This is a genomic window from Mycobacterium sp. NGS41, from assembly GCF_059812725.1.
Window position 1 is genome coordinate 1 of sequence record NZ_JCALDF010000002.1, and the last position, 20,799, is coordinate 20,799.

At 67.5% G+C, this 20,799-nt stretch carries 20 protein-coding genes; 11 read left to right on the plus strand and 9 right to left on the minus strand.

Annotated features, from left to right (window positions below; all coding sequences use genetic code 11):
- Positions 1-561: DUF222 domain-containing protein (locus AC5Y21_RS02170; RefSeq protein WP_499908971.1), on the minus strand; the 561-nt coding region annotated here is incomplete at its 3' end.
- Positions 562-646: 85 nt separating this feature from the next.
- Here AC5Y21_RS02170 and AC5Y21_RS02175 point away from each other — a divergent pair.
- Positions 647-1,654, plus strand: coding sequence for a VWA domain-containing protein (locus AC5Y21_RS02175; protein ID WP_499908973.1), 1,008 nt, complete (start codon positions 647-649; stop codon positions 1,652-1,654).
- Between the two features lie 13 nt (positions 1,655-1,667).
- Here AC5Y21_RS02175 and AC5Y21_RS02180 read toward each other — a convergent pair whose 3' ends face one another.
- From AC5Y21_RS02180 to AC5Y21_RS02190, 3 genes are all read right to left on the minus strand, one after another.
- Entirely contained in the window at positions 1,668-2,651 is a 984-nt protein-coding gene (locus tag AC5Y21_RS02180; RefSeq protein WP_499908975.1) for a VWA domain-containing protein, read from the minus strand.
- Between the two features lie 119 nt (positions 2,652-2,770).
- Positions 2,771-4,108 (minus strand): protein export chaperone SatS, encoded by a 1,338-nt coding sequence (gene satS / locus AC5Y21_RS02185; protein WP_499908977.1) that lies wholly within the window; start codon positions 4,106-4,108, stop codon positions 2,771-2,773.
- Positions 4,109-4,156: 48 nt separating this feature from the next.
- Positions 4,157-5,020: an alkaline phosphatase family protein gene (locus tag AC5Y21_RS02190; RefSeq protein WP_499908979.1), complete on the minus strand. Its 864-nt coding sequence runs from the start codon at positions 5,018-5,020 to the stop codon at positions 4,157-4,159.
- Positions 5,021-5,121: 101 nt separating this feature from the next.
- On the opposite strand from AC5Y21_RS02190, the gene upp reads away from it, so the two are divergent.
- Positions 5,122-5,745, plus strand: coding sequence for a uracil phosphoribosyltransferase (upp, locus tag AC5Y21_RS02195; protein ID WP_499908981.1), 624 nt, complete (start codon positions 5,122-5,124; stop codon positions 5,743-5,745).
- Here upp and AC5Y21_RS02200 read toward each other — a convergent pair.
- Both AC5Y21_RS02200 and AC5Y21_RS02205 read right to left on the minus strand, forming a co-directional pair.
- The gene (locus tag AC5Y21_RS02200) at positions 5,742-7,319 is read right to left on the minus strand and encodes a phospho-sugar mutase (protein ID WP_499908983.1); all 1,578 of its coding nucleotides are present in this window, start codon (positions 7,317-7,319) and stop codon (positions 5,742-5,744) included. The two genes, upp and AC5Y21_RS02200, sit on opposite strands and share 4 nt — an antisense overlap.
- Before the next feature lie 13 nt (positions 7,320-7,332).
- Positions 7,333-8,139 (minus strand): purine-nucleoside phosphorylase, encoded by an 807-nt coding sequence (locus AC5Y21_RS02205; RefSeq protein WP_499908985.1) that lies wholly within the window; start codon positions 8,137-8,139, stop codon positions 7,333-7,335.
- Positions 8,140-8,196: 57 nt separating this feature from the next.
- Here AC5Y21_RS02205 and AC5Y21_RS02210 point away from each other — a divergent pair, with 57 nt between their 5' ends.
- The 3 genes from AC5Y21_RS02210 to AC5Y21_RS02220 all read left to right on the plus strand — a co-directional run bounded on the left by AC5Y21_RS02210 (position 8,197) and on the right by AC5Y21_RS02220 (position 11,567).
- On the plus strand, positions 8,197-9,381 hold the full coding sequence (locus AC5Y21_RS02210) for a M20 family metallopeptidase (protein ID WP_499908987.1): 1,185 nt from the start codon (positions 8,197-8,199) through the stop codon (positions 9,379-9,381).
- Positions 9,378-10,547 (plus strand): M20 family metallopeptidase, encoded by a 1,170-nt coding sequence (locus tag AC5Y21_RS02215; protein ID WP_499908989.1) that lies wholly within the window; start codon positions 9,378-9,380, stop codon positions 10,545-10,547. Before AC5Y21_RS02210 ends, AC5Y21_RS02215 begins: the two co-directional genes overlap by 4 nt.
- A gap of 132 nt (positions 10,548-10,679) precedes the next feature.
- Positions 10,680-11,567, plus strand: a complete 888-nt coding sequence (locus tag AC5Y21_RS02220; protein WP_499908991.1) for a type IV toxin-antitoxin system AbiEi family antitoxin — start codon at positions 10,680-10,682, stop codon at positions 11,565-11,567.
- A gap of 67 nt (positions 11,568-11,634) precedes the next feature.
- Here the strand turns inward: AC5Y21_RS02220 and AC5Y21_RS02225 are convergent, their stop codons facing one another.
- A complete protein-coding gene (locus tag AC5Y21_RS02225) occupies positions 11,635-12,114 on the minus strand; it encodes a gamma-glutamylcyclotransferase family protein (protein WP_499908993.1) in 480 nt (159 codons plus the stop codon).
- 60 nt (positions 12,115-12,174) lie between these two features.
- Between AC5Y21_RS02225 and AC5Y21_RS02230 the strand changes: the two genes are divergently transcribed.
- The 3 genes from AC5Y21_RS02230 (at position 12,175) to AC5Y21_RS02240 (ending at position 16,241) form a co-directional block, all read left to right on the plus strand.
- Positions 12,175-13,590: an NAD(P)H-quinone dehydrogenase gene (locus AC5Y21_RS02230; protein ID WP_499908995.1), complete on the plus strand. Its 1,416-nt coding sequence runs from the start codon at positions 12,175-12,177 to the stop codon at positions 13,588-13,590.
- 61 nt (positions 13,591-13,651) lie between these two features.
- Positions 13,652-15,376, plus strand: coding sequence for a glycerol-3-phosphate dehydrogenase/oxidase (locus AC5Y21_RS02235; protein WP_499908997.1), 1,725 nt, complete (start codon positions 13,652-13,654; stop codon positions 15,374-15,376).
- Positions 15,377-15,383: 7 nt separating this feature from the next.
- Entirely contained in the window at positions 15,384-16,241 is an 858-nt protein-coding gene (locus tag AC5Y21_RS02240; protein WP_499908998.1) for a pseudouridine synthase, read from the plus strand.
- Here AC5Y21_RS02240 and AC5Y21_RS02245 read toward each other — a convergent pair.
- A complete protein-coding gene (locus AC5Y21_RS02245) occupies positions 16,238-16,573 on the minus strand; it encodes a DUF732 domain-containing protein (protein WP_499909000.1) in 336 nt (111 codons plus the stop codon). The genes AC5Y21_RS02240 and AC5Y21_RS02245 overlap by 4 nt on opposite strands.
- 182 nt (positions 16,574-16,755) lie before the next feature.
- Between AC5Y21_RS02245 and pstS the strand changes: the two genes are divergently transcribed.
- The 3 genes from pstS to AC5Y21_RS02260 all read left to right on the plus strand — a co-directional run bounded on the left by pstS (position 16,756) and on the right by AC5Y21_RS02260 (position 20,022).
- Positions 16,756-17,832, plus strand: coding sequence for a phosphate ABC transporter substrate-binding protein PstS (pstS, locus tag AC5Y21_RS02250; protein WP_499909002.1), 1,077 nt, complete (start codon positions 16,756-16,758; stop codon positions 17,830-17,832).
- Between the two features lie 85 nt (positions 17,833-17,917).
- Complete coding sequence (locus AC5Y21_RS02255) at positions 17,918-19,033, plus strand: PPE family protein (protein WP_499909004.1); 1,116 nt, start codon at positions 17,918-17,920, stop codon at positions 19,031-19,033.
- A gap of 62 nt (positions 19,034-19,095) precedes the next feature.
- A complete protein-coding gene (locus AC5Y21_RS02260; protein WP_499909006.1) occupies positions 19,096-20,022 on the plus strand; it encodes a CE1 family esterase in 927 nt (308 codons plus the stop codon).
- A 20-nt stretch (positions 20,023-20,042) separates the two neighbouring features.
- On the opposite strand, the gene nei2 is transcribed toward AC5Y21_RS02260, so the two are convergent.
- On the minus strand, positions 20,043-20,798 hold the full coding sequence (gene nei2 / locus AC5Y21_RS02265; protein ID WP_499909008.1) for an endonuclease VIII Nei2: 756 nt from the start codon (positions 20,796-20,798) through the stop codon (positions 20,043-20,045).
- Position 20,799: the final 1 nt, after the last annotated feature.

The following is a 20,799-nucleotide window of genomic DNA, read 5'->3' on the forward strand; positions in this document are numbered from 1 at the left end:
TTTACGCCGGCGCACCGCATCGGCATCCACGCGGGCCACGATGACATCGACCTTGCCCGACAGCCGGGCCTGGGTCATGGAGGGCCAGCGGGTCACATTGGCCGCCACCACCGCATCCACCCGGGCCAAGATCTGGGGGTCGGTGATCAGGTCGGTGCGATACACGATGGTCTGAAACGCCCGGTAGTCGATGTCGCCGACGATAAATACCGCAGCCGTCTGAGGCAGTTGCTCGCGCATGGCCCGCGCATAGCGGATGCGGCTGGCCGCCAAGCCCTGGCTGATCCGCAACCCCGCGCCCACCTCGGCGGCCACCGCCTCCATGGTGTCAATCGCCCAGTCCTCGGTGTCCGAACTCTGGGACAGCCGGTAGGCGAACAACTCCCCGATGGCCACCAACTGCGCAGCCGCAGCCTGGTTCTCCGCGCGGGCCGCCGCCGCCACGCGTTGCACCCACGACCGAGACTCCGGGGTCGGGGTGCGCAGCCCGATCTCGTCAACGGTCTCCTCGACCTCGGCGACGCTAGAGGCTTGCGACCGGACAATCGCTCCTTCGAACATGTGTTCGAGTATACAAGACTCTCCTGACGTTGATCCCCCGAGCAGCGAACTTGACGGCGGACGGAACTGACACCAAGTTGGTGAGGTGAAGTTGCCTCTGCTGGGCCCGATATCGCTCACCGGCTTCGAGCACGCCTGGTTCTTCTTGTTCCTGCTGCTCGTGCTGCTGGTGGTGGGCGTATATGTCGCGGTGCTTTTCGCCCGCCGGCGGCGGGTGCTGCGATTCGCCAACATGGATGTGCTCGACTCCGTCGCGCCGGCTCGCCGCGGTCGGTGGCGGCACGTGCCCACAATCCTGCTTGTCACGGCGTTGGTGCTGCTGACGACGGCAATGGCCGGACCGACATCCAACATCCGGATCCCGCTGAACCGGGCCGTGGTGGTGTTGGTCATCGACGTCTCGGAGTCCATGGCTGCCAACGACGTCGCGCCGAGCCGACTGGCCGCCGCTAAGGAGGCCGGCAAGCAGTTCGCCGACGAGTTGACGCCGGCGATCAACCTCGGCCTGGTGCAATTCGCCGCCAACGCCACCCTGCTGGTCTCGCCCACGACAAACCGTGGCGCTGTCAAGGCCGCGATCGACAACCTGCAGCCGGCTCCCAAAACGGCGACGGGAGAGGGCATTTTCACGGCGCTGCAGGCCATCGCGACCGTCGGCGCGGTGATGGGCGGCGGCGACGGCCCGCCCCCCGCGCGAATCGTGCTGGAGTCCGACGGTGCCGAGAACGTACCGCTGGACCCCAACGCCCCGCAGGGAGCCTTTACCGCGGCTCGCGCCGCCAAGTCGCAGGGAGTGCAGATATCGACGATTTCCTTCGGTACGCCCTACGGCACCGTGGATTTCAACGGAACCACCATCCCGGTTCCCGTCGACGACCAAACCCTGAAGAAAATCTGCGAGATCACCGACGGTCAGGCGTTCCACGCCGACAGCCTGGAATCGCTCAAGGACGTGTATGCGACTCTGCAGCAGCAGATCGGCTATGAAACCGTACGCGGCGACGCCAGTAGCGCATGGATCCTGCTCGGCGCGGTGTTGATGGCCGCCGCCGTACTGGCCGGGTTGTACCTGAACCGCAGGCTGCCCGCCTGACCCGCCTGGCCGATCAGACGGGAAGGCGGCGGTTGATCAACAACGCCAACCCCGCGGCGATGAACGCCACGACGACACCCAGGCGCAGCCATCCGGCACTGCCCGGCCCGGCTACCGTGCGGTATCCGATCTCCTGCTCGATGTTGTCGTAGACGCGGTTGAGTTCGCCTAGATCGGTGGCGGTGTAGGACTGTCCGCCGGATAACCGCGCGACGGTCCTCATCTGGTCGGGGTTGACGGGAACGTTGACGCGTTGTTTGTCGAGTTCGATGTTGCCGCCCTTGGTGCCGAACGTGATCGTCGAGATGGGCACCCCGTGGTCCCTCGCCAGTCGCGATGCCGTGTAGACACCGTCATGCGGATCGTTGGGATTCTGCGGCTTGTTGGCGCCGCCGTCGGAAAGCAGCACGATGCGGGCCGGCGGTGGTTTGTCGCCGGCGGTTACGGCCGAGGCTTCGATCGCGTGCAGAGCGGTGAAAATCGCCTCACCGGTGGCCGTGCTGTCTCCGAACTGCAGTTTGGGCAGCGCGTCGACGGTCGCCTGGTGGTGCGGGGTCGGGGGCACCAGCAGGTACGGCGTTCGGGCGAAACCGACGAGCCCCAGGTTGATGCCCGGCGTCAGTTGATTGGCGAACCGTTTTGCTGCCTCCTCGGCCGCCCTCAGGCGGTTGGGCTCGACGTCGGTTGCCCGCATGGAATTCGAGTTGTCGATCACCAGCATGACGACGGCGCGGTTGCGCGGTATGCGCATGTCATGGGTGGGCGTCGCCAGCGCCACCGTCAGCAGGAACAGGCCGAACAGAGCCAGCGCGATCGGGAGGTGTCGCCACAACGACTGCGGCACATGCGCCTCGGTGTATCGGTGCAGGCGATTCCGGCGTTGAGCCTGAACCATGACGTAGGCGGCGAGCAGCGCCAGTGGGATCAACCCGAACAACAGCATGCCCGGGCGTTGGAACTGGGACAGCGGCAACGGGCCAATGCCGGGAAGCGTCACTGTGCTCACCTCCCGCTCGGCCGCCCCTTCGTACGTCGGCGGGCACTTGCCGCCAGTAAAGGGGAACCTCGATTGTCCGTCAAACGGGCCTGGCGAGCCCGGTCAGCACATGCCTAGCGCTACTCGCGCCTTAGCCGTGACTCCACGAACTGCTCTAACTTCTCCCACTCACGTACCGCAGCCGAGTACGGCCCTGCGGGCTTTTTGACGGAGTCCGGCTCCAGCACATAGGCCACCAGCTTGCCCAGCGGCCGACCGGTCTCCAGCGCCTTATCGATCGTGCTCTCCTCGGAGTACTCGCCGATATCGCGAAGCAACTCCACCGCCAGGTCCAGCTGCTCGCGATCGACCGCGTCGGGCCCGTCGCCAAGGTCGTCGGCCAGCCCACTCAGCACGTAGATGTTGTCGTCAATGACCTCGACTGCCAGCGAGCCGTCGGTGGCGGCGGTGCGGATGTCGTCGTAGGTGCTCAAGTCGGACAGATCGTGGTCGTGCTCGTCGGCCAGGTACCGGGCCAGGGCGCGCTCGGAGGTGAACACGCTGATCCGGCCGTTGCGGCCGAGGAAGATGGGCCGGTCGTCCAGGTAGCAGCGAAGCGTGTAGAAGGTGCCGGCACTCGTCATGATCCGAATCGGGTCGATCCCCACCTGCTGCCAGAAGTCCTCGTCACCGCCCAACACGACGGTGTCGCCGGCCGCGCGGGCGTCCTCTTCGTCGTCGGCTTCCTCGTCCTCTTCGCCGGCGTCTTCGTCTTCGGTCTCGTCGGCCTGGTCGGCCTCGGTTTCGGTCTCGGTCTCGTCGGCGTCCTCGGCAGCCTCGGCTGCGGCGTCTTCGTCGGCTTCGTCCTCGGGCTCTTCCGGCTCCTCGGCCAACTCCTCGGCGGCCTTCTCGGACGCCGCCTCGTCGACCTCGGGCGTAGTGACGATCTCGTCGATCGCGCTCAGCACGTCGTCCCAGCTGCGGCCGATGATCTCGGCGATCGCATTCCAGCGCTTCTGGCCCGCCTTGCCGGTGAAGTGCTCGATCCCGCCGGAGACCGTGCCCAGGGTGGGATTGCCGTTGAAGAACTTCGACACCGCCGGCAGCTCGCACACCGATCCGATGGACGAGACGATCGCCAGCGTGGCGGCCAGCGAGGTCACCGACTCTTCGGTGGGCTTCTCGGCGACCAACTCCTCGACGGCAACCAAATCGAACTTCCGCTCCTCGGCCGGTTCGAGCTTGCGTGCGTGGGCCGCGGTCAGGTCCTTCCACGCCGGATGGTCGACGAGATCGTTGTCGGAATCGCTGCGCACGAACGCCACCAGGTCAGCCACGGCCTCGAAGCCGAACAGGTCTTCATCCTTGCCCAGAAACGCTTCCCACTCGTCGCCGGAATCGCGCCAACGGGGTGCCCACACGGTGTAGCGGTCACCTTCGGAAAGGCTCAAGCGGATGGGCACGAGAGCAGCAGCCATGCGGCACAGAATAGCGACGGCCCGCTTCGGCGCCGGTCCCGGTAGCGCTTAGCCGCCCCAGATGGTGGCGATGACGGGCGCGTTCGCCGCGTTGCCGGTCTTGGGCAGCCCATACATCTGCTCCAGCGTGGAAAGCACGTTGTAGTGGTTGATCTGCTCGTTGTAGGTCCCCGGTTGTACGTGCGCGCCGTAGAACACCGTCGGAATCTGGTTGCGGCTGCTGCCGTCGTCCTCGTCCCACGTCACGATCAGCAGGCTGTTGTTGGCCTTGGCCCACGTGGCGTAGCCGGACAGCTGGCGATTCAGCCAGGCATCGCCCTGAGCGATCGACCCGTCGTGCATGTCGTTGTCGTTGTTGGGAATGACGAACGAGACGGTCGGCAGGCTCGCATAGTTGCCCGGGGCCGGAAACGCCGAGAACGGCACCGAGTTCGCCGGCGGGATGTTGCTGAAGTTGACCCAGGGCACGTGCTTGCGGGTGTATTTGCCCGCAACGCAGACCGTCGAACCGACCGCCGGCAGGCTTTCGGCGAATCCGACGAATGTGTGGCCGGCGGCCAGCAATTCAGAGCCGAGGTTGGGCAGGGCGCCGCCGTTGAGCGGGCAACTGTCTTTCGCCACGCTGAATGTGTCGCCCGCAAACAGCGCCAGATAGTTGGGTTCGCTTGGATGCGTTTCGGCGAATGACTGGGCCATCATGGCGCCGCCTGCGGCCAGCGCGTTGATGAACGGAGCCGACTTGTTGCCGATGATGTTGGCCTGGGAGCGGTTCTCTTCCACCACGATCACCACGTGCGCAGGCGTGGGGAGAGTGGCCGCCGCCAGGCTCACCCGCGGCGGCTTCTGTCCCCACGGCAAGGCCAGTGCCACCCCTACCGTCGCCACGACGCAGAACACCCGCAGGGCTCGCATCGGGGGAGTATATGGGCGGGTTCGGCCTGTTGAGGCGACTGACGCGAGCGTTTCAGCGGAGCTACGTCGGATTGTTACATGAGCCATTAGGGTCGAAATCCGTGGATGTCAGCGTCGTTGAGCACCCGTTGGTCGCCGCGCGGTTGACCGCGCTGCGCGACGAACGCACCGGCAACGCCGGATTCCGGGCGGCGTTGCGCGAACTGACGCTGATGTTGGTGTACGAGGCCACCCGGGATGCGCCCAGCCAGCCGGTTTCGATACGCACACCGCTGGCCGAGACGGTTGGATCGCGGCTGGCCAATCCGCCACTGCTGGTTCCCGTGCTGCGGGCCGGGCTGGGCATGGTCTACGAGGCGCACGCCGCGTTGCCCGAGGCCAGGGTGGGGTTCGTCGGCGTCGCGCGCGACGAGGAAACTCACCAGCCGGTGCCGTATCTGGAATCGCTGCCCGACGACCTGTCTGATCTGCCGGTGATGGTCCTGGACCCGATGCTGGCCACCGGTGGGTCGATGACGCACACCATCGGCCTGCTGCAGCGCCGCGGCGCGACAGACATCACGGTGCTCTGTGTGGTGGCAGCACCGGAAGGCCTTGCGGCCCTGGAGAAAATCGCCCCGGCCATTCGGGTGTTCACCGCGGCGATCGACGACCATCTCAACGAGATCGCCTATATAGTCCCGGGTCTGGGCGATGCGGGCGACCGGCAGTTCGGGCCGCGTTAGCTTTTCACTGCGGAGACCAGCTCGCCGAGCATGGCCCGGGCCCGTGCCCGGGCGCGTCGCAGGTCATCGCTTGAAGCGTCTGGCGCGCAGCGAACTTCCAAGTAGCACTTCAGCTTTGGCTCGGTTCCTGACGGCCGCACCACCACCCTGGCCGACATGTCGTCGTCACCGCCGGTGAAGACGAGCGCGTCGGCGATATCGGTGGTGGTGAACCCGGCCAGCCCGCTGGGCGGGGTGGTTCGCAGCCGTTGCATCAACGTGGCGGCCTCATCCGCGTCGGCGACTCGGCGCGACACCGCCGCGACCTCGTGCACGCCGTGGCGGCAGGCCAGCTCGTCGAGCAGATCGGACACCGAAAGGCCCTGATCCTGCAGCGCGGCAACAAGATCGCACACCAACACCGCGGCGCTGATGCCGTCTTTGTCGCGCACCGCTGCGGGGTCGACGCAGTGCCCGATCGCTTCCTCGTAGGCGTACACCAGCGTGCCCGCTTGGTCCGCGTCGGCGCGCGCCAGCCACTTGAAGCCGGTCAGGGTCTCGACGTGCACTGCGCCGTAATGCCGGGCAATCGCGGCCAGCATCCGCGACGACACCACCGTGCTGGCCACCACCGGACTCTGCTCACCCGAGTTCTTCAGGATGTAATCACCGAGGAGCCAACCGGTTTCGTCGCCCGAGAGCATTCGCCAACCGGATCCGGTGGGGATTCCGACCGCGCACCGGTCGGCGTCGGGATCCAGGGCGATCGCGACGTCGGCCCCGACATCGGCGGCCAGGCCTAACAGTGCGTCGGTGGCGCCGGGTTCCTCGGGATTGGGGAACGCGACGGTGGGGAAGTCGGGATCCGGCGCGAACTGCGTCGCGACGGTGTGCACCTCGTCGAAGCGGGCTTGTCGCAGGGTCTCGACGGCCACCGCACCCCCCACGCCGTGCAGTGGTGTCAGGGCCACCCGAACCGAGCCGGTGCAGCGCCGTACTGCGGCCGCACACTCGATGTAGCGGTCCATCAGGTCGGTATCGGCGGATTGGACTCTGCTGCGGGCGATCTGGTCGGCCGGGGGAGCGGCGGACATGGCGGCTTCGATCTGACGGTCAGTGGGGGAGACGATCTGGATGCCGCCGTCGAAGTACACCTTGTAGCCGTTGTCGGACGGCGGGTTGTGCGACGCGGTGATCTGTATCCCGGCGGCGGCGCAGGTGTCGCGTACCGCGAAGGCCAGCACCGGGGTGGGCACCGGATCGGGCAGCGGCAGCACCGAAAAGCCCGAAGCGGCAAGGGCTTCTGCCGCCGCGATGCTGAATGCCGTGGACCCGTGGCGGGCGTCGCGGCCGACGATCACCGTCGCGCCAGCCAACCCGCGGCTCGTAAGTACCTGTGCCACTGCCCAGGTGGCGCGCAGCACCACGGCGACGTTCATCGCGTCGGGTCCGCCGCGCACCGGCCCGCGCAATCCCGCGGTGCCGAACGTCAGTGGGCGGGCGAATCGCGCGGCCAGTTCGTCGGGGCCGCAGGCGGCCAGTTCGGCGGCCGTGACTGGATCGGGGTCGTGCGCGATCCAATCCTCGGGTGTCACAGTGGGACTCGGACTAGGCCGGCGCTCTGGCGATGACGTCGGCCAGCAACGAGCCGATCCGCGTCGCCGACGCGGCGCCCGTCGCCAGCACCTCGGCGTGGTTGATCGGCTCATCGCTGATACCGGCGGCCAGGTTGGTCACCAGCGATACACCCAGCACCTCGGCGCCAGCCGCGCGGGCCGCGATGGTCTCGTGCACCGTCGACATGCCCACCAGGTCGGCGCCCAGTGTGCGCAGCATGCGGATTTCGGCGGGCGTCTCGTAGTGCGGCCCGGGCAGGCCGGCGTAGATGCCTTCGGTCAGGCTCGGGTCGGCGTCGCGGGCCAGCTGGCGCAGCCGTGGAGCGTAGGCGTCGGTCAGGTCGACGAACTCGGGGCCGATCAGCGGCGAACGTGCGGTCAGGTTCAGATGGTCGCTGATCAGCACCGGCTGGCCGATCTGCAGGTCCGGGCGCAGTCCGCCGGCCGCGTTGGTGAGCACCACGATGCGTGCGCCCGCCGCGCAGGCTGCCCGCACCGGGTGGACGACGTGGCGCAGGTCGTGGCCTTCGTAGGGGTGTACGCGACCGGCCAGCACCAGAACCCGGTGCCCGCCGATGGGCATCGACATCAGCTCGCCGCGATGCCCAACCGCGCTCGGCGGTGTGAACCCGGGCAGCTCGGCCATGGGTAGCACGGCGGTTGGCGAGCCCAGCGCCGTAACCGCCGGAGCCCATCCCGAGCCGAGGACGATTGCGACGTCGTGCTGAGCGACCCCGGTGTGCTCCGCGATGGCGTGCGCTGCTCGACGCGCCAGTTCGTCGGGTCCGGAGTCGGTCACTGGGCGAGCCTAACCGGTGCGGTCCGCGTTGCTGCTCGTCAGTGAGATACTGCCTCCATGCCCGCAACCAGCGCCTTGGACAGCGTCGAGGATGTGGTGCGGCGTCGTGGCGCCGATCTTGTCGAGTTGTCCCACTCGATCCACGCCGAGCCGGAGCTCGCGTTCGCCGAGCACCGCAGTTGCGCCAAAGCGCAGGCGCTGGTCGCCGAGCGTGGCTTCGAAATCACCTCGCCCGCTGCCGGTTTGGACACCGCCTTTCGCGCCGACTTCGGCAGCGGACCGTTGGTCGTCGGGGTGTGCGCCGAGTACGACGCGCTGCCGGGGATCGGACATGCCTGCGGGCACAACATCATCGCGGCATCGGCAGTGGGCACAGCGCTGGCATTGGCTGAGGTGGCCGACGACCTGGGCCTGAGGGTGGCTTTGCTGGGAACACCCGCCGAGGAGGCCGGCGGCGGCAAAGCCCTGATGCTGCAGGCCGGGGCGTTCGACGACGTCGCCGTGGCAGTGATGGTGCACCCCGGCCCGGCCGACATCGCCGGGGCTCGATCCCTGGCATTGTCCGAGGTCACCGTCGTATATCGGGGTAAAGAATCCCATGCCGCCGTCGCGCCGCATCTGGGGATCAACGCCGCCGACGCGGTGACGGTCGCGCAGGTCGCCATTGGGGTGCTGCGGCAGCAGATGGCGCCCGGACAGCTGGCGCACGGCATCGTCACCGAGGGCGGACAGGCGGTCAATGTGATCCCCGGCCGCGCGACGTTGCACTATGCGATGCGGGCGACCGAGTCGGATTCGCTGCGCGAGCTGGAGGGCAGGATGTTCGCCTGCTTTGCCGCCGGTGCGCTGGCGGCTGGCTGCGAATACGAGATCAACACCCCGGGACCGGCATACGCGGAGCTCAAGCCCGACCAATGGCTCGCCAATGTGTGCCGGGAGGAGATGCGGCGGCTCGGGCGTCACCCGCTTGCCCCCGACGTCGAGGCCGGGCTCCCGATGGGCAGCACCGACATGGGCAATGTGACGCAGGTGCTGCCCGGGATCCATCCGGTGATCGGGGTCGACGCGGGCGGCGCCACGGTTCATCAGCGTGCCTTCGCCGACGCGGCCGCCGGTCCCAGCGCCGACCGCGCGGTCGTCGAGGGGGCGATCATGCTGGCGCGCACCATCGTCCAGCTCGCCGAGACCCCGGCCGAACGGGACCGGGTCCTGGCTGCCCAGCAGCGCAGGGCGGCGCTATGAGCATCGTCGACACCGCCGAATCGTGGCTGGCGGCAAACTACGACAACCTGATCGCCTGGCGCCGGCACATTCACCGCTATCCGGAGCTGGGCCGGCAGGAGTTCGCGACCACGCAGTTCGTCGCCGAACGGTTGGCCGATGCGGGGCTCAACCCCAAGGTGCTGCCCGGCGGGACGGGACTGACCTGCGACTTCGGCCCCGAGCATCAGCCGAGGATCGCGCTGCGCGCCGACATGGACGCGCTACCCATGGCCGAGCGGACCGGTGCCCCCTATGCCTCGACGATGCCCAACGTCGCGCACGCCTGCGGTCATGACGCGCACACGGCCATCCTGCTGGGCGCCGCACTGGCCTTGGCATCGGTGCCGGAGCTCCCGGTGGGGGTGCGGCTGCTCTTCCAGGCCGCCGAAGAGCTGATGCCCGGCGGCGCCATCGACGCCATCGCGGCCGGCGCGATAGGCGGGGTGTCACGAATCTTCGCGTTGCACTGCGATCCCCGGCTGGAGGTGGGCAAGGTCGCGGTCAGGCAAGGCCCTATCACGTCGGCGGCCGACCAGCTCGAGATCACGCTGTATTCGCCGGGCGGGCACACGTCGCGGCCACACCTGACCGCGGACCTGGTCTACGCGCTGGGCACGTTGATCACCGGGTTGCCCGGGGTACTGTCCCGCCGAATCGACCCGCGCAACAGCACGGTGCTGGTGTGGGGCGCGGTTAATGCGGGTGTGGCGCCCAACGCCATTCCGCAAACCGGCGTGCTGGCCGGCACCGTGCGCACCGCCAGCCGCCAGACCTGGGTGGCTCTCGAGGAGATGATTCGTCAGGCCGTCGCGGGCCTGCTGTCGCCGCTGGAGATCGAACACACGCTGCAGTACCGCCGTGGGGTGCCACCGGTGGTCAACGAGGACGTCTCAACGCGCATCCTCACCCACGCGATCGAGGCCGTCGGCCCCGATGTGCTGGCCGACACCCGGCAGTCCGGCGGCGGCGAGGACTTCTCCTGGTACCTGGAGGAGATCCCCGGCGCGATGGCGAGGTTGGGCGTCTGGTCCGGCGAGGGGCCGCAGCTGGACCTGCATCAGCCGACGTTCGACCTCGACGAGCGGGCGCTGGGGATCGGCGTGCGGGTGCTGGTCAACATCATCGAGCAGGCCGCCGCTTTCTAACTGCCACTACCCGCTGCCACCACCCGCGAGCGTGCGTGTTTGTACAGGACACGCCGCCTTCGGCCGGCATTCTGCGCACGCTCGGCAGGAGGTGAATTGTGGGCGTGCCGCGGTGCGCCGACGATACCGGGCGTGAATGCGGAGCTCGACCGATTGCTCACGGCGCAAGGCGGCGTGGCTACCTCCGCCCAGACCTTGACCCACCTCACCCGCCGCGGCCTGGAGATCAGCTTGAAATGCGGTGTGTTGCAAAAGGTTTGGTACAACATTTACGGCCGCGGTGAAATCACCGATGCGCTGCGGCTGCGCGGCCTGGATTTGGCTACAGGCACGACGATCGCGGTCTGTCTAAGCACCGCAGCGGCCGCGTACGGCTTCGACACCGAAGAAGATACGGACCTCCACGTGCTAAACCCCGGTGGGCAACAGCTGCGACCGACCCGCGGTCTGGTGGTACATCGCCGTGCGGGCGCACCGCTGGCCATCGTCGCCGGGCGGCCGGCAACCGTGCCCACGTGGACGGCTATCGAGGTGGCGCGCAGCCTGCGCAGGCCAAGAGCCCTGGCGACGCTGGACGCCGCGTTGCGCAGCGGCACCTGCGACCGCGACGAACTGCGGAGCGTGCTCAAGCGGCATTCCGGGCGGCGCGGCGTTGTCGCGGCTCGGGAGCTGCTCGGGTTGGCCTCCCCGCTGGCCGAGTCGCCGATGGAGAGCGAGGCACGGCTGGTCATGCTCGACGGCGGCTTGCCGCCGCCCGTGTTGCAGTACGAGATCGTTGATCTGCAGGGGCGCCTCTGGCGGCTCGACTTCGCCTGGCCCGAGCACCGCGTGGCCGCTGAGTACGACGGCCTGGACTGGCACAGCGGGCCGGACGCTTTTCGCCGGGACCGGCGACGCGCGAGCGCATTGCAGGACCTGCGTTGGGTGGTGGTGCCCATCATCGCCGAGGACGTCAGGCACAGGCCGGCAGAACTCGTCGCCCGCATCGCGCGGTGTCTCGAGCGCGCCAGTGCCGCGTGAGCGTGCGCAGAATGCCAGCCGGCAGCCGCGTGTCGTGTACAAACACGCACGCTCGCGGCAAAGGAGGCTAGGCGCTGGTTCCCGGACCGATGTTGCGGGCCGGGCGAGTACGCAGATCGTGTACGTAATCGTCTGGCGCACCGGCAATCTCGGCCGCGTCGGCCATCACGCCCAGGTAGCGCGCAGAAGGCAGCCCGCCCTCCCAGGCGTCCAGCACGTATAGCCATGCGAGCACGGGATCGATAGTGGTGTCTGAGGACTCGCGCTCCACCCGGCAGCGAATCTTCTTGTGCACACCGAATTCGGAGCCCTCCCACCGGTCCAGATTCTTCTCGTCGGCGGGTGTCATGTCGTAAAGCACGACGAACACCCTGGAATTCGGGTCCTCGACGACGGTGGCCAGCGCACCCTCCCAACCGAAATCCTCGCCGCCGAACGTCAGCCGCCATCCCGGCAACCAGCCCGTTCCGGCCATCGGCGAGTGGGGTGCGCGTTGCTGCATCTGCTCGGGATGCATGTTCGACCCGTACGCGGCGTAGAGCGGCACGGGGAAAGCTTAGACGGGACGGGCTCGCGTGGCTGCATCGTCGCGATTAGGTTATGGCCTGTGGTGACCCGCATCGTGATCATCGGCGGAGGCCCGGCCGGCTACGAGGCCGCGCTGGTCGCCGCGACCTCACATCCGGACACGGCCCGCGTCACCGTGATCGACAGCGAAGGCGTTGGCGGGGCGGCCGTCCTGGACGACTGCGTGCCGTCCAAGACGTTCATCGCCTCCACCGGCCTGCGCACCGAGCTGCGCCGCGCGCCGCGGCTGGGTTTCGAGATCGACATCGAAGACGCCAAGATCTCACTGCCGCAAATCCATTCCCGCGTCAAGACGCTGGCCGCCGAGCAGTCGGCCGACATCACCGCCCAGCTGCGCAGCGTCGGCGTCGAAGTGATCGCCGGGCGCGGCGAGCTGATCGACCCCAGCCCCGGCCTGGCCCGTCACCGCATCGAGGCCACCCACTGTGACGGCTCGACCAGCGAACACGACGCCGAAGTGGTGCTGATCGCCACCGGGGCCAGCCCCCGGATCCTGCCGTCGGCCCAGCCCGACGGTGAGCGGATCCTGACCTGGCGCCAGCTGTACGACCTGCAGTCGTTGCCCGAACACCTCATCGTGGTGGGCTCAGGGGTCACCGGCGCGGAATTCGTGCACGCCTACACCGAATTGGGTGTGCAGGTGTCGGTGGCGGCCAGTCGGGACCGGGTGCTGCCGTACGAGGATGCGGACGCCGCGGCGGTCCTGGAAGAGTCGTTCGCCGAGCGTGGCGTCCAGCTGTTCAAGAACGCCCGCGCCGAGTCGGTCACCCGCACCGACGCCGGGGTCCTGGTCACCATGACCGACGGCCGCACCGTCGAGGGCAGCCACGCCCTGATGACCATCGGGTCGGTGCCCAACACCAGCGGCCTCGGACTGGAACGAGTCGGCATCGAGCTCGGCAAGGGCGACTACCTGACCGTGGACCGCGTCTCGCGTACCTCGGTACCCGGCATCTATGCCGCCGGCGACTGCACCGGCCTGCTGCTGCTGGCGTCGGTCGCCGCGATGCAAGGCCGCATCGCGATGTATCACGCGCTGGGCGAAGGCGTCAGCCCGATCCGGTTGCGCACCGTCGCCGCGACGGTGTTCACCCGACCCGAGATCGCCGCGGTGGGCGTGCCGCAGTCGGCGATCGACGACGGGACGTTCAGCGCCCGCACCATCATGCTGCCGTTGCGGACCAACGCGCGGGCCAAGATGTCGGGGATCCGGCAGGGTTTCGTCAAGGTCTTCTGTCGCAAGTCCACCGGCGTGGTGATCGGCGGCGTCGTGGTGGCGCCGATCGCCTCGGAGCTGATCCTGCCGATCGCGGTGGCCGTGACCAACCGCATCAGCGTCAACGAATTGGCTCAGACGCTGGCCGTTTACCCGTCGCTGTCGGGCTCGATCACCGAGGCCGCCCGCCGGCTCATGGCCCACGACGACCTCGACTGACTCCCCGTAGTCTGGCTGGAGCATTGCCCTACCGACGAGTAACTGACGGGAGTTTCGGCGAATGACCAGTCCGATCCACGAACTGGGACTGCAGCAACGCGCGCTGGCGTGGGAGCGACTCGGCGCCGAGCAGTTCGATGTGGTGGTCATCGGGGGCGGCGTGGTGGGTTCCGGGTGTGCGCTGGACGCGGCCACGCGCGGCCTCAAGGTGGCGCTGGTCGAGGCGCGTGATTTTGCCTCCGGCACATCGAGCCGCTCGTCGAAGATGTTTCATGGCGGTTTGCGCTACCTCGAGCAGCTGGAGTTCGGTCTGGTGCGCGAGGCGCTCTATGAGCGCGAGTTGTCGCTGACGAAGCTGGCGCCGCACCTGGTCAAGCCGCTTCCGTTCTTGTTCCCGTTGACCAAGCGAATGTGGGAACGCCCGTACATCGCCGCGGGCATCTTGCTCTACGACACCCTCGGCGGTGCGAAATCGGTTCCGGCGCAAAAGCATTTGACTCGTGCCGGTGCGTTGCGACTGAGCCCGGGCCTGAAGCGAAGCGCCCTGATCGGCGGCATCCGCTATTACGACACCGTCGTCGACGACGCCCGCCACACCATGACCGTCGCGCGTACCGCCGCGCATTACGGCGCGGTGGTGCGGTGCTCCACTCAGGTGGTGGCGTTGCTGCGGGAAGGTGACCGGGTCACCGGCGTGCGGGTGCGCGACTCCGAGGACGGCTCGACCACCGAGGTCCGCGGTCACGTCGTGGTCAACGCCACCGGGGTGTGGACCGACGAAATCCAGGCGTTGTCCAAGCAGCGCGGCCGATTCCAGGTGCGCGCCTCCAAGGGCGTGCATGTGGTGGTGCCACGGGACCGGATTGTCAGCGACGTGGCGATGATCCTGCGCACCGAGAAGTCGGTGATGTTCATCATCCCGTGGGGGAGCCACTGGATCATCGGGACCACCGATACGGACTGGGACCTCGACCTGGCCCACCCCGCGGCCACCAAGGCCGATATCGACTACATCCTGAGCACCGTCAACACCGTGCTGGCCACTCCGTTGACCCACGCCGACATCGACGGCGTGTATGCCGGGCTGCGACCACTGCTGGCCGGGGAGAGCGACGAGACCTCCAAGCTGTCCCGTGAGCACGCCGTGGCGGTGCCCGCGGCGGGTCTGATCGCCATCGCCGGTGGCAAGTACACCACCTATCGGGTGATGGCCGCCGACGCGATAGACGCTGCGGTGCAGTTCATTCCGGCCCGGGTGGCGCCGTCGATCACCGAGAAGGTGAGCCTGGTGGGCGCTGACGGGTACTTCGCACTGATCAACCAGGTCGAACACGTCGGCGAGCGAGTGGGACTGCATCCCTACCGGGTGCGCCATCTGCTGGACCGCTACGGCTCCCTGATGGACGACGTGCTGGCCCTGGCGGCGGACCGCCCAGAGCTGCTCGGCGCGATCAAGGAGGCGCCCGGCTACCTCAAGGTGGAGGCCGTATATGCCGCTGCCGCCGAGGGCGCACTGCATCTCGAGGACATTCTCGCGCGCCGGATGCGCATTTCCATCGAATACTCGCATCGCGGGGTCGACTGCGCCCGCGAGGTGGCCGACCTGGTCGCCCCGGTGCTGGGGTGGACCGCCGAGGACGTCAATCGTGAGGTCGCCAACTACAACGCGCGGGTGGAGGCCGAGATCCTGTCGCAGGCCCAGCCCGACGACGTGTCGGCAGACGAATTGCGCGCCAGCGCGCCCGAGGCGCGGGCCGAGATCCTCGAGCCGGTGCCGCTCAATTGAGTTTTCGGTGAAAGCCCCGCCACTTCCGGTTCGCGACGGCTTGGGGCCCGCCCGGGTGCGGCTGCACGGCGGGCCGGTGCTGGCCGAGCTGACCGCCCGGTTCGGTGCCCTGGCCGCCGCGAAAGTGCTGGCCGGGGAAGTCGTCGACGCCGACGGAACGGTGGTCGATGAGGCGACGGTGCTGCCGGGTGGCTCCAGCGTCTACCTCTATCGCGACCTGCCCGATGAAGTGCCGGTGCCTTTCGAAATCACGGTGCTGCATCAAGACGCGGACATCGTCGTCGTCGACAAGCCGCATTTTCTGGCGACCATGCCCAGGGGGCGCCACGTCGCGCAGACCGCACTGGTGCGGCTACGACGGGAACTGCGACTGCCCGAGCTCAGCCCGGCCCACCGCCTCGACCGGCTGACGGCCGGGGTGTTGCTGTTCACCACCCGACGCGAATTGCGGGGTCCCTACCAGACGTTGTTCGCCCGCGGTCTGGTGCGCAAGACCTATCTGGCCCGGGCGGCGGTCGACCCGGCGCTGGTGTTTCCGCGGGTGGTGCACAACCGCATCGTCAAGCGCCGCGGCCAGTTGCAGGCGGTCTGCGAACCCGGTGCTCCCAACGCGGAGACGCTGGTTGAGCTCCAGTCATCCGACGGGCTCTACCGGCTGACGCCGCGCACCGGACGCACCCACCAGTTGCGCCTGCACATGTCGTCGCTGGGGATACCGATCAGCGGTGATCCGTTGTATCCCAAGGTGATTGACGTGCCTGCCGACGACTTCAGCACGCCGCTGCGACTGCTGGCCCAGCGTATCGAGTTCGACGATCCGCGCAGCGGGTCTCGCCGCGAGTTCGTCAGCGGGCGGCAAATCTAGGAGTGATGCCGCGGGCAGTATGCGGCTACACTCACGCCGACAAAGAACCCGGCCCGGTAGCCGTCCAAGTTGCTGCTATGCGTCACATCGGTTACGACGTCGGACTTCTGCCTACCGAGGTCGAGCTCGTCGCAGACCTCATGACCGGCGATGATCGCGGTCTGCGGTGACGCGAAGTCGATGCCTTTGGACTTCACCGCGTTCAGGAAGGCGTCGTCGACGCCGTCGGCGTGCGCGTTCGGGGCCGCGACTGTCGCGAAGCTGAGCAGCGCCCTCGCCAGGGCAACACCGGCCAGCACGGGTCTGGGCGAGCCCACCTGGCTGGTCGCCATTGCCGGATGAAGCCTCCTCTGTGCGGTTGGTTATACGGGACGCGGCCATGTTGAGCGCGGTATGTCGGGAGGGTGTACCGGCGACAAACTGTTGCGGAAATCCGCAATCCGGTCTTGTTCGGCGATAGCCTGGCCGCGAGACTGCGTGGAAGACGGCGCCGCTCACCATTCGAGGAATTAGCTTGGAATTTAACCGGTTTGGTGCCGCGCTGCGTATTCTGGCCGCGAGTGCAATGGTGTCGGCATGTGGAAGCGTCAACAATGCAACCCAGGTGAGCTGCGGCGGCAAGCTGACCCTGAAGGCCAGTGGCTCCACGGCTCAGGAAACCGCAATGACCCATTTCGCCAAGGCGTTCCACGAAGCATGTCCGGGCCAGTCGTTGAACTACACGGCGAACGGCTCCGGTGCTGGAATCAGCGAATTTCTGAGTAGCCGAACTGATTTCGGCGGCTCGGACTCGCCGCTGAGCAAGGGCGAGTACACCAAGGCGCAGCAGCGGTGCGGCTCACCGGTGTGGAACCTGCCGATGGTGTTCGGTCCGGTCGCCGTCGCCTACCACGTCAGCGGTCTGGCATCGCTGAACCTCGACGGTCCAACTGTGGCCAAGATCTTCAACGGCGGCATCGCCACCTGGAATGATCCCGCGATCCAGGCGCTGAACCCCGATGTCGACTTGCCCGCCAAGCCAATTCGCGTGGTTGTCCGCAGCGATCAGTCCGGAACTTCGGAGAACTTCCAGAGATATCTCGATACCTCTTCCAACGGCGCGTGGGGGCGGGGTGCCGGAAAGACGTTCAACGGCGGTGTCGGCGAGGGCGCCGAGGGCAGCGAAGGCGTGGCCGCGGCCGTCCATCGCGCCGAAGGGTCGATCACTTACGTCGAATGGTCATTCGCGCAGGCGCAACGGCTGAACACCGCGAAGTTCGTCACCTCGGCTGGCCCGGACCCGATACCGATCAGCTCAGACTCGGTGGGGAAGACGATTTCCGCTGCCTGGTTCATCAGTGCGGGCAACGATCTCGCCCTCGACACCATCTCGTTCTACCGGCCAAACTGGCCCGGCTCCTACCCGATCGTGCAGGCGACGTACGAGGTTGTGTGCTCGAAGTATCCCGATGCTCAGGTCGGTATGGCCGTAAAGGCGTTCCTGCGCAGCACCATCGAGGCCGGCCAGAATGGTTTGGCGGACGACGGATACATCCCCGTTCCAGCCGAGTTCATGCCGCGATTGTCGACCGCAGTCGACGCCATCTCGTGATCCGGGACGCAATGTTCCTGGGGTTTTCCCGCCGTAGTCGACCCAATGTTCCAAAAAATTTCCTTTGATAATCAATGAAGATTTTGTGGAGTTCACATCATTGCCGCCCGAGGTCACCTCGGCACTGATCCACTCGGGGCCAGGGGCGGAATCCCTGATCGAAGCCGCCGGCGCGTGGCGGCGGCTCGCCATCGATTTGGAGGACTCTGTTCGCTCCTATGCTCCGGTGTTGTCCGCTGTGACCGACGCCTGGCACGGTCCGTCCTCGTCGGCGATGATCCAGGCGGTGGCGCCCTACCTCACCTGGCTGGGTGCCACCGCGCAGCAGTGCCAGCAGCTGGCCTTCTCGGCGCAGGTCGCTGCGGCGGCATTCGGCTCCACGCTCTCGGCAGTGGTTCATCCGGCGACGGTCAGCGCCAACAGGATTCAGCTGGCAACCTTGCTCGCCACCAACGGATTCGGCAAAAACCTCGCCGCTATCGCCGAAACCGAAGCGCAATACCAGAGCATGTGGGTCAACAATTCTGCTGCGATGTATCGCTATGAGGCAGTGTCTGCGCAAGCTCTCGCGCTGCCCCAGTTCTCTTCGCCGCCTTCGGTTGTCAATGCGACGGGTCTGTCCGCTCAAGCCCGTGCCGTGCCCTCGGCTGCCGCTACCGCGACAACGACCGTGTCATCGCTTTCCGATAATGTCGTTGACAATGGGTGGTTTCAGCTGGCCAACGACTACGCGAACCAGTTCATATCGTCGGGATTCCCGATCAACCTGCTGAGCTATCTGGCGCAGAACACGTCGGCTCAGGCACTGCAGGCGGTGGCTCCCGAAATCGCCCAGGGCCTCTCGGAAGGGGAGTCGGCGCTGGGAGCGTCGGCGGCCAGTTTGGCCGGTGCGGTCACAGCCCTTGGCACCGCGGGAGCACCGACAGCAGCGGTCGGTGTTGGAGTTCGGATGGGCAGCCTCACCGCGCCACCCGCCGTGGTGGGGTTGATGCCCACTGCGCAAACGCCGGTGCAGCTTGCTTCGGCGGTATCCCCGCTTTCCTCCGGGGAGTCCGGGTTTCCCATGCTGCCGCCGTTGATGCCGCCGCCGATGTCCGCAGGAAGCGGCTGGCGCAAGAGGAAACCCCAGAAATATGAGGACCTCGCATACGGCCTGGAGGTCAAGGGCACCGTGATGCCCCGACCGCCATCAGCGGGGTGAGCGGTTCCCGCAAACTGGCCCACTGTCCTCGAGCAATGACGGCAATCGGTAATTTTGACCCCATGTCCCTGGCGCGATTGCTGTCGCTGGCCGTCTCGCTGGCCGCCATCGCGACCTGTCTCACCAGCTGTGGCACACGGCCTGTACAGGCCGCGGCCCGGGATCAGTTCGGGACGTTTGCATTCGGCGGCCTGAAGCGGACCTATACCGTGCACGTGCCGCCCGGTCCTCCGGTCGGCCTGGTGCTCAGCCTGCACGGCGGCGGAGGCACCGGAACCGGCCAGCAGGGTCTGACCGATTTCGACGCCGTTGCCGATGCCAGCAACCTGCTGGTGGTCTACCCGGACGGTTACGACAAGAGCTGGGCCGACGGGCGAGGGGCGTCGCCGGCGGACCGTCGCCATCTCGACGACGTCGGGTTCCTGGTCGCGTTGGTGAGCAAGCTGCGGGACGAGTTCGCCGTCCCCGCCGGGCATGTCTTTGCCACCGGCATGTCCAACGGCGGATTCATGTCCAATCGGTTGGCCTGTGACCGTGCCGATGTCTTCGCGGCGATCGCTCCGGTGTCCGGGACGCTGGGCGTGAGCGTGGGCTGCGAGCCGTCCCGGCCCGTGTCGGTTCTGGACGCGCACGGCACCTCCGATCCGGTGGTGCCGTTCAACGGCGGCGATGTGCGCGGCCGTGGCGGCGTCAGCCATGCCATCTCGGCTGCCGGCCTGGTCGACAAATGGCGGGTGATCGATGGGTGCCAGGGCGAACCCGCGGCGCAGGTGCTGCCCGACGTCGGGGACGGGACCTTGGTTCGCCGCTTCGCTTCCACCCTCTGCGCGGCCGGCACCGAGGTGATTTTCTATCAGATCGACCACGGCGGGCACACCTGGCCGGGAGGCAAGCAGTACCTGCCCAAGGTGGTCATCGGGCCCACGACGCGGGCCTTCGACGCCTCGCAGGTCATCGCGCAGTTTTTCCTGGCGCACGGCCGGGATTGACCTTAACTGCCCGGCCCGGTTCAGCGCTGGCAGGTTGGGCACCAATACGCCACCCGGTCGCCGGTGTCGTCGAAGGCGATGAGGGTGCCGCAGCGACGGCAAGCCTGCCCGCCGCGGCCATAGACCCACAGCTGCCGTCCCGTCCGGGTGTCCCCGGTGGTGCAGCGATTCCAGCGGAAGCGGTTGGCCCACAACATGTCCCGAGCCCGCGAGACCAGACGTCGCGGGTCGGAGAGGTTGCTGACCGGCGCGGTCGGTAGGTGTCCGCTGACGAAACACAGTTCGTTGCAGTAGACGTTGCCGACCCCGGCCAGCACCCGCTGGTCCAGCAGCGCCTCGGCGATCGGCCGGTCCGGACGTGCCGTCAGGTTGGCGGCGGCCACCGCCGGGTCCCAGTCCTCGCCCAGCAGGTCAGGTCCCAGGTGTGCGACCACGTCGCCGTCACGTGCGCGCTCCAGGATCTCTAGCACTCCCAGGTCGATGCCGAGCGCCCGAATATCCCCGGCCTCCAAGATGATTCGGACGCGGTGGTCGATGCGCACCGGCCGGCTACCGACCCGCCAGCTGCCGTCCATCTTCAGATGCGAGTGGATGCTGGCCGGCCCGACCCTGATGAACAGGTGCTTGCCGCGACTGAGCACCTCGTCCACCACGCTTCCGGTGAGGTCGACGGTGGCATAACGCGGCACCCGGATGTCGCAGCGCGTCAGCGTGCGGCCGGTCAGATGCTCCCGCAACTGGGCCGCCGTGTGCCAGACGGTGTCTCCTTCGGGCATT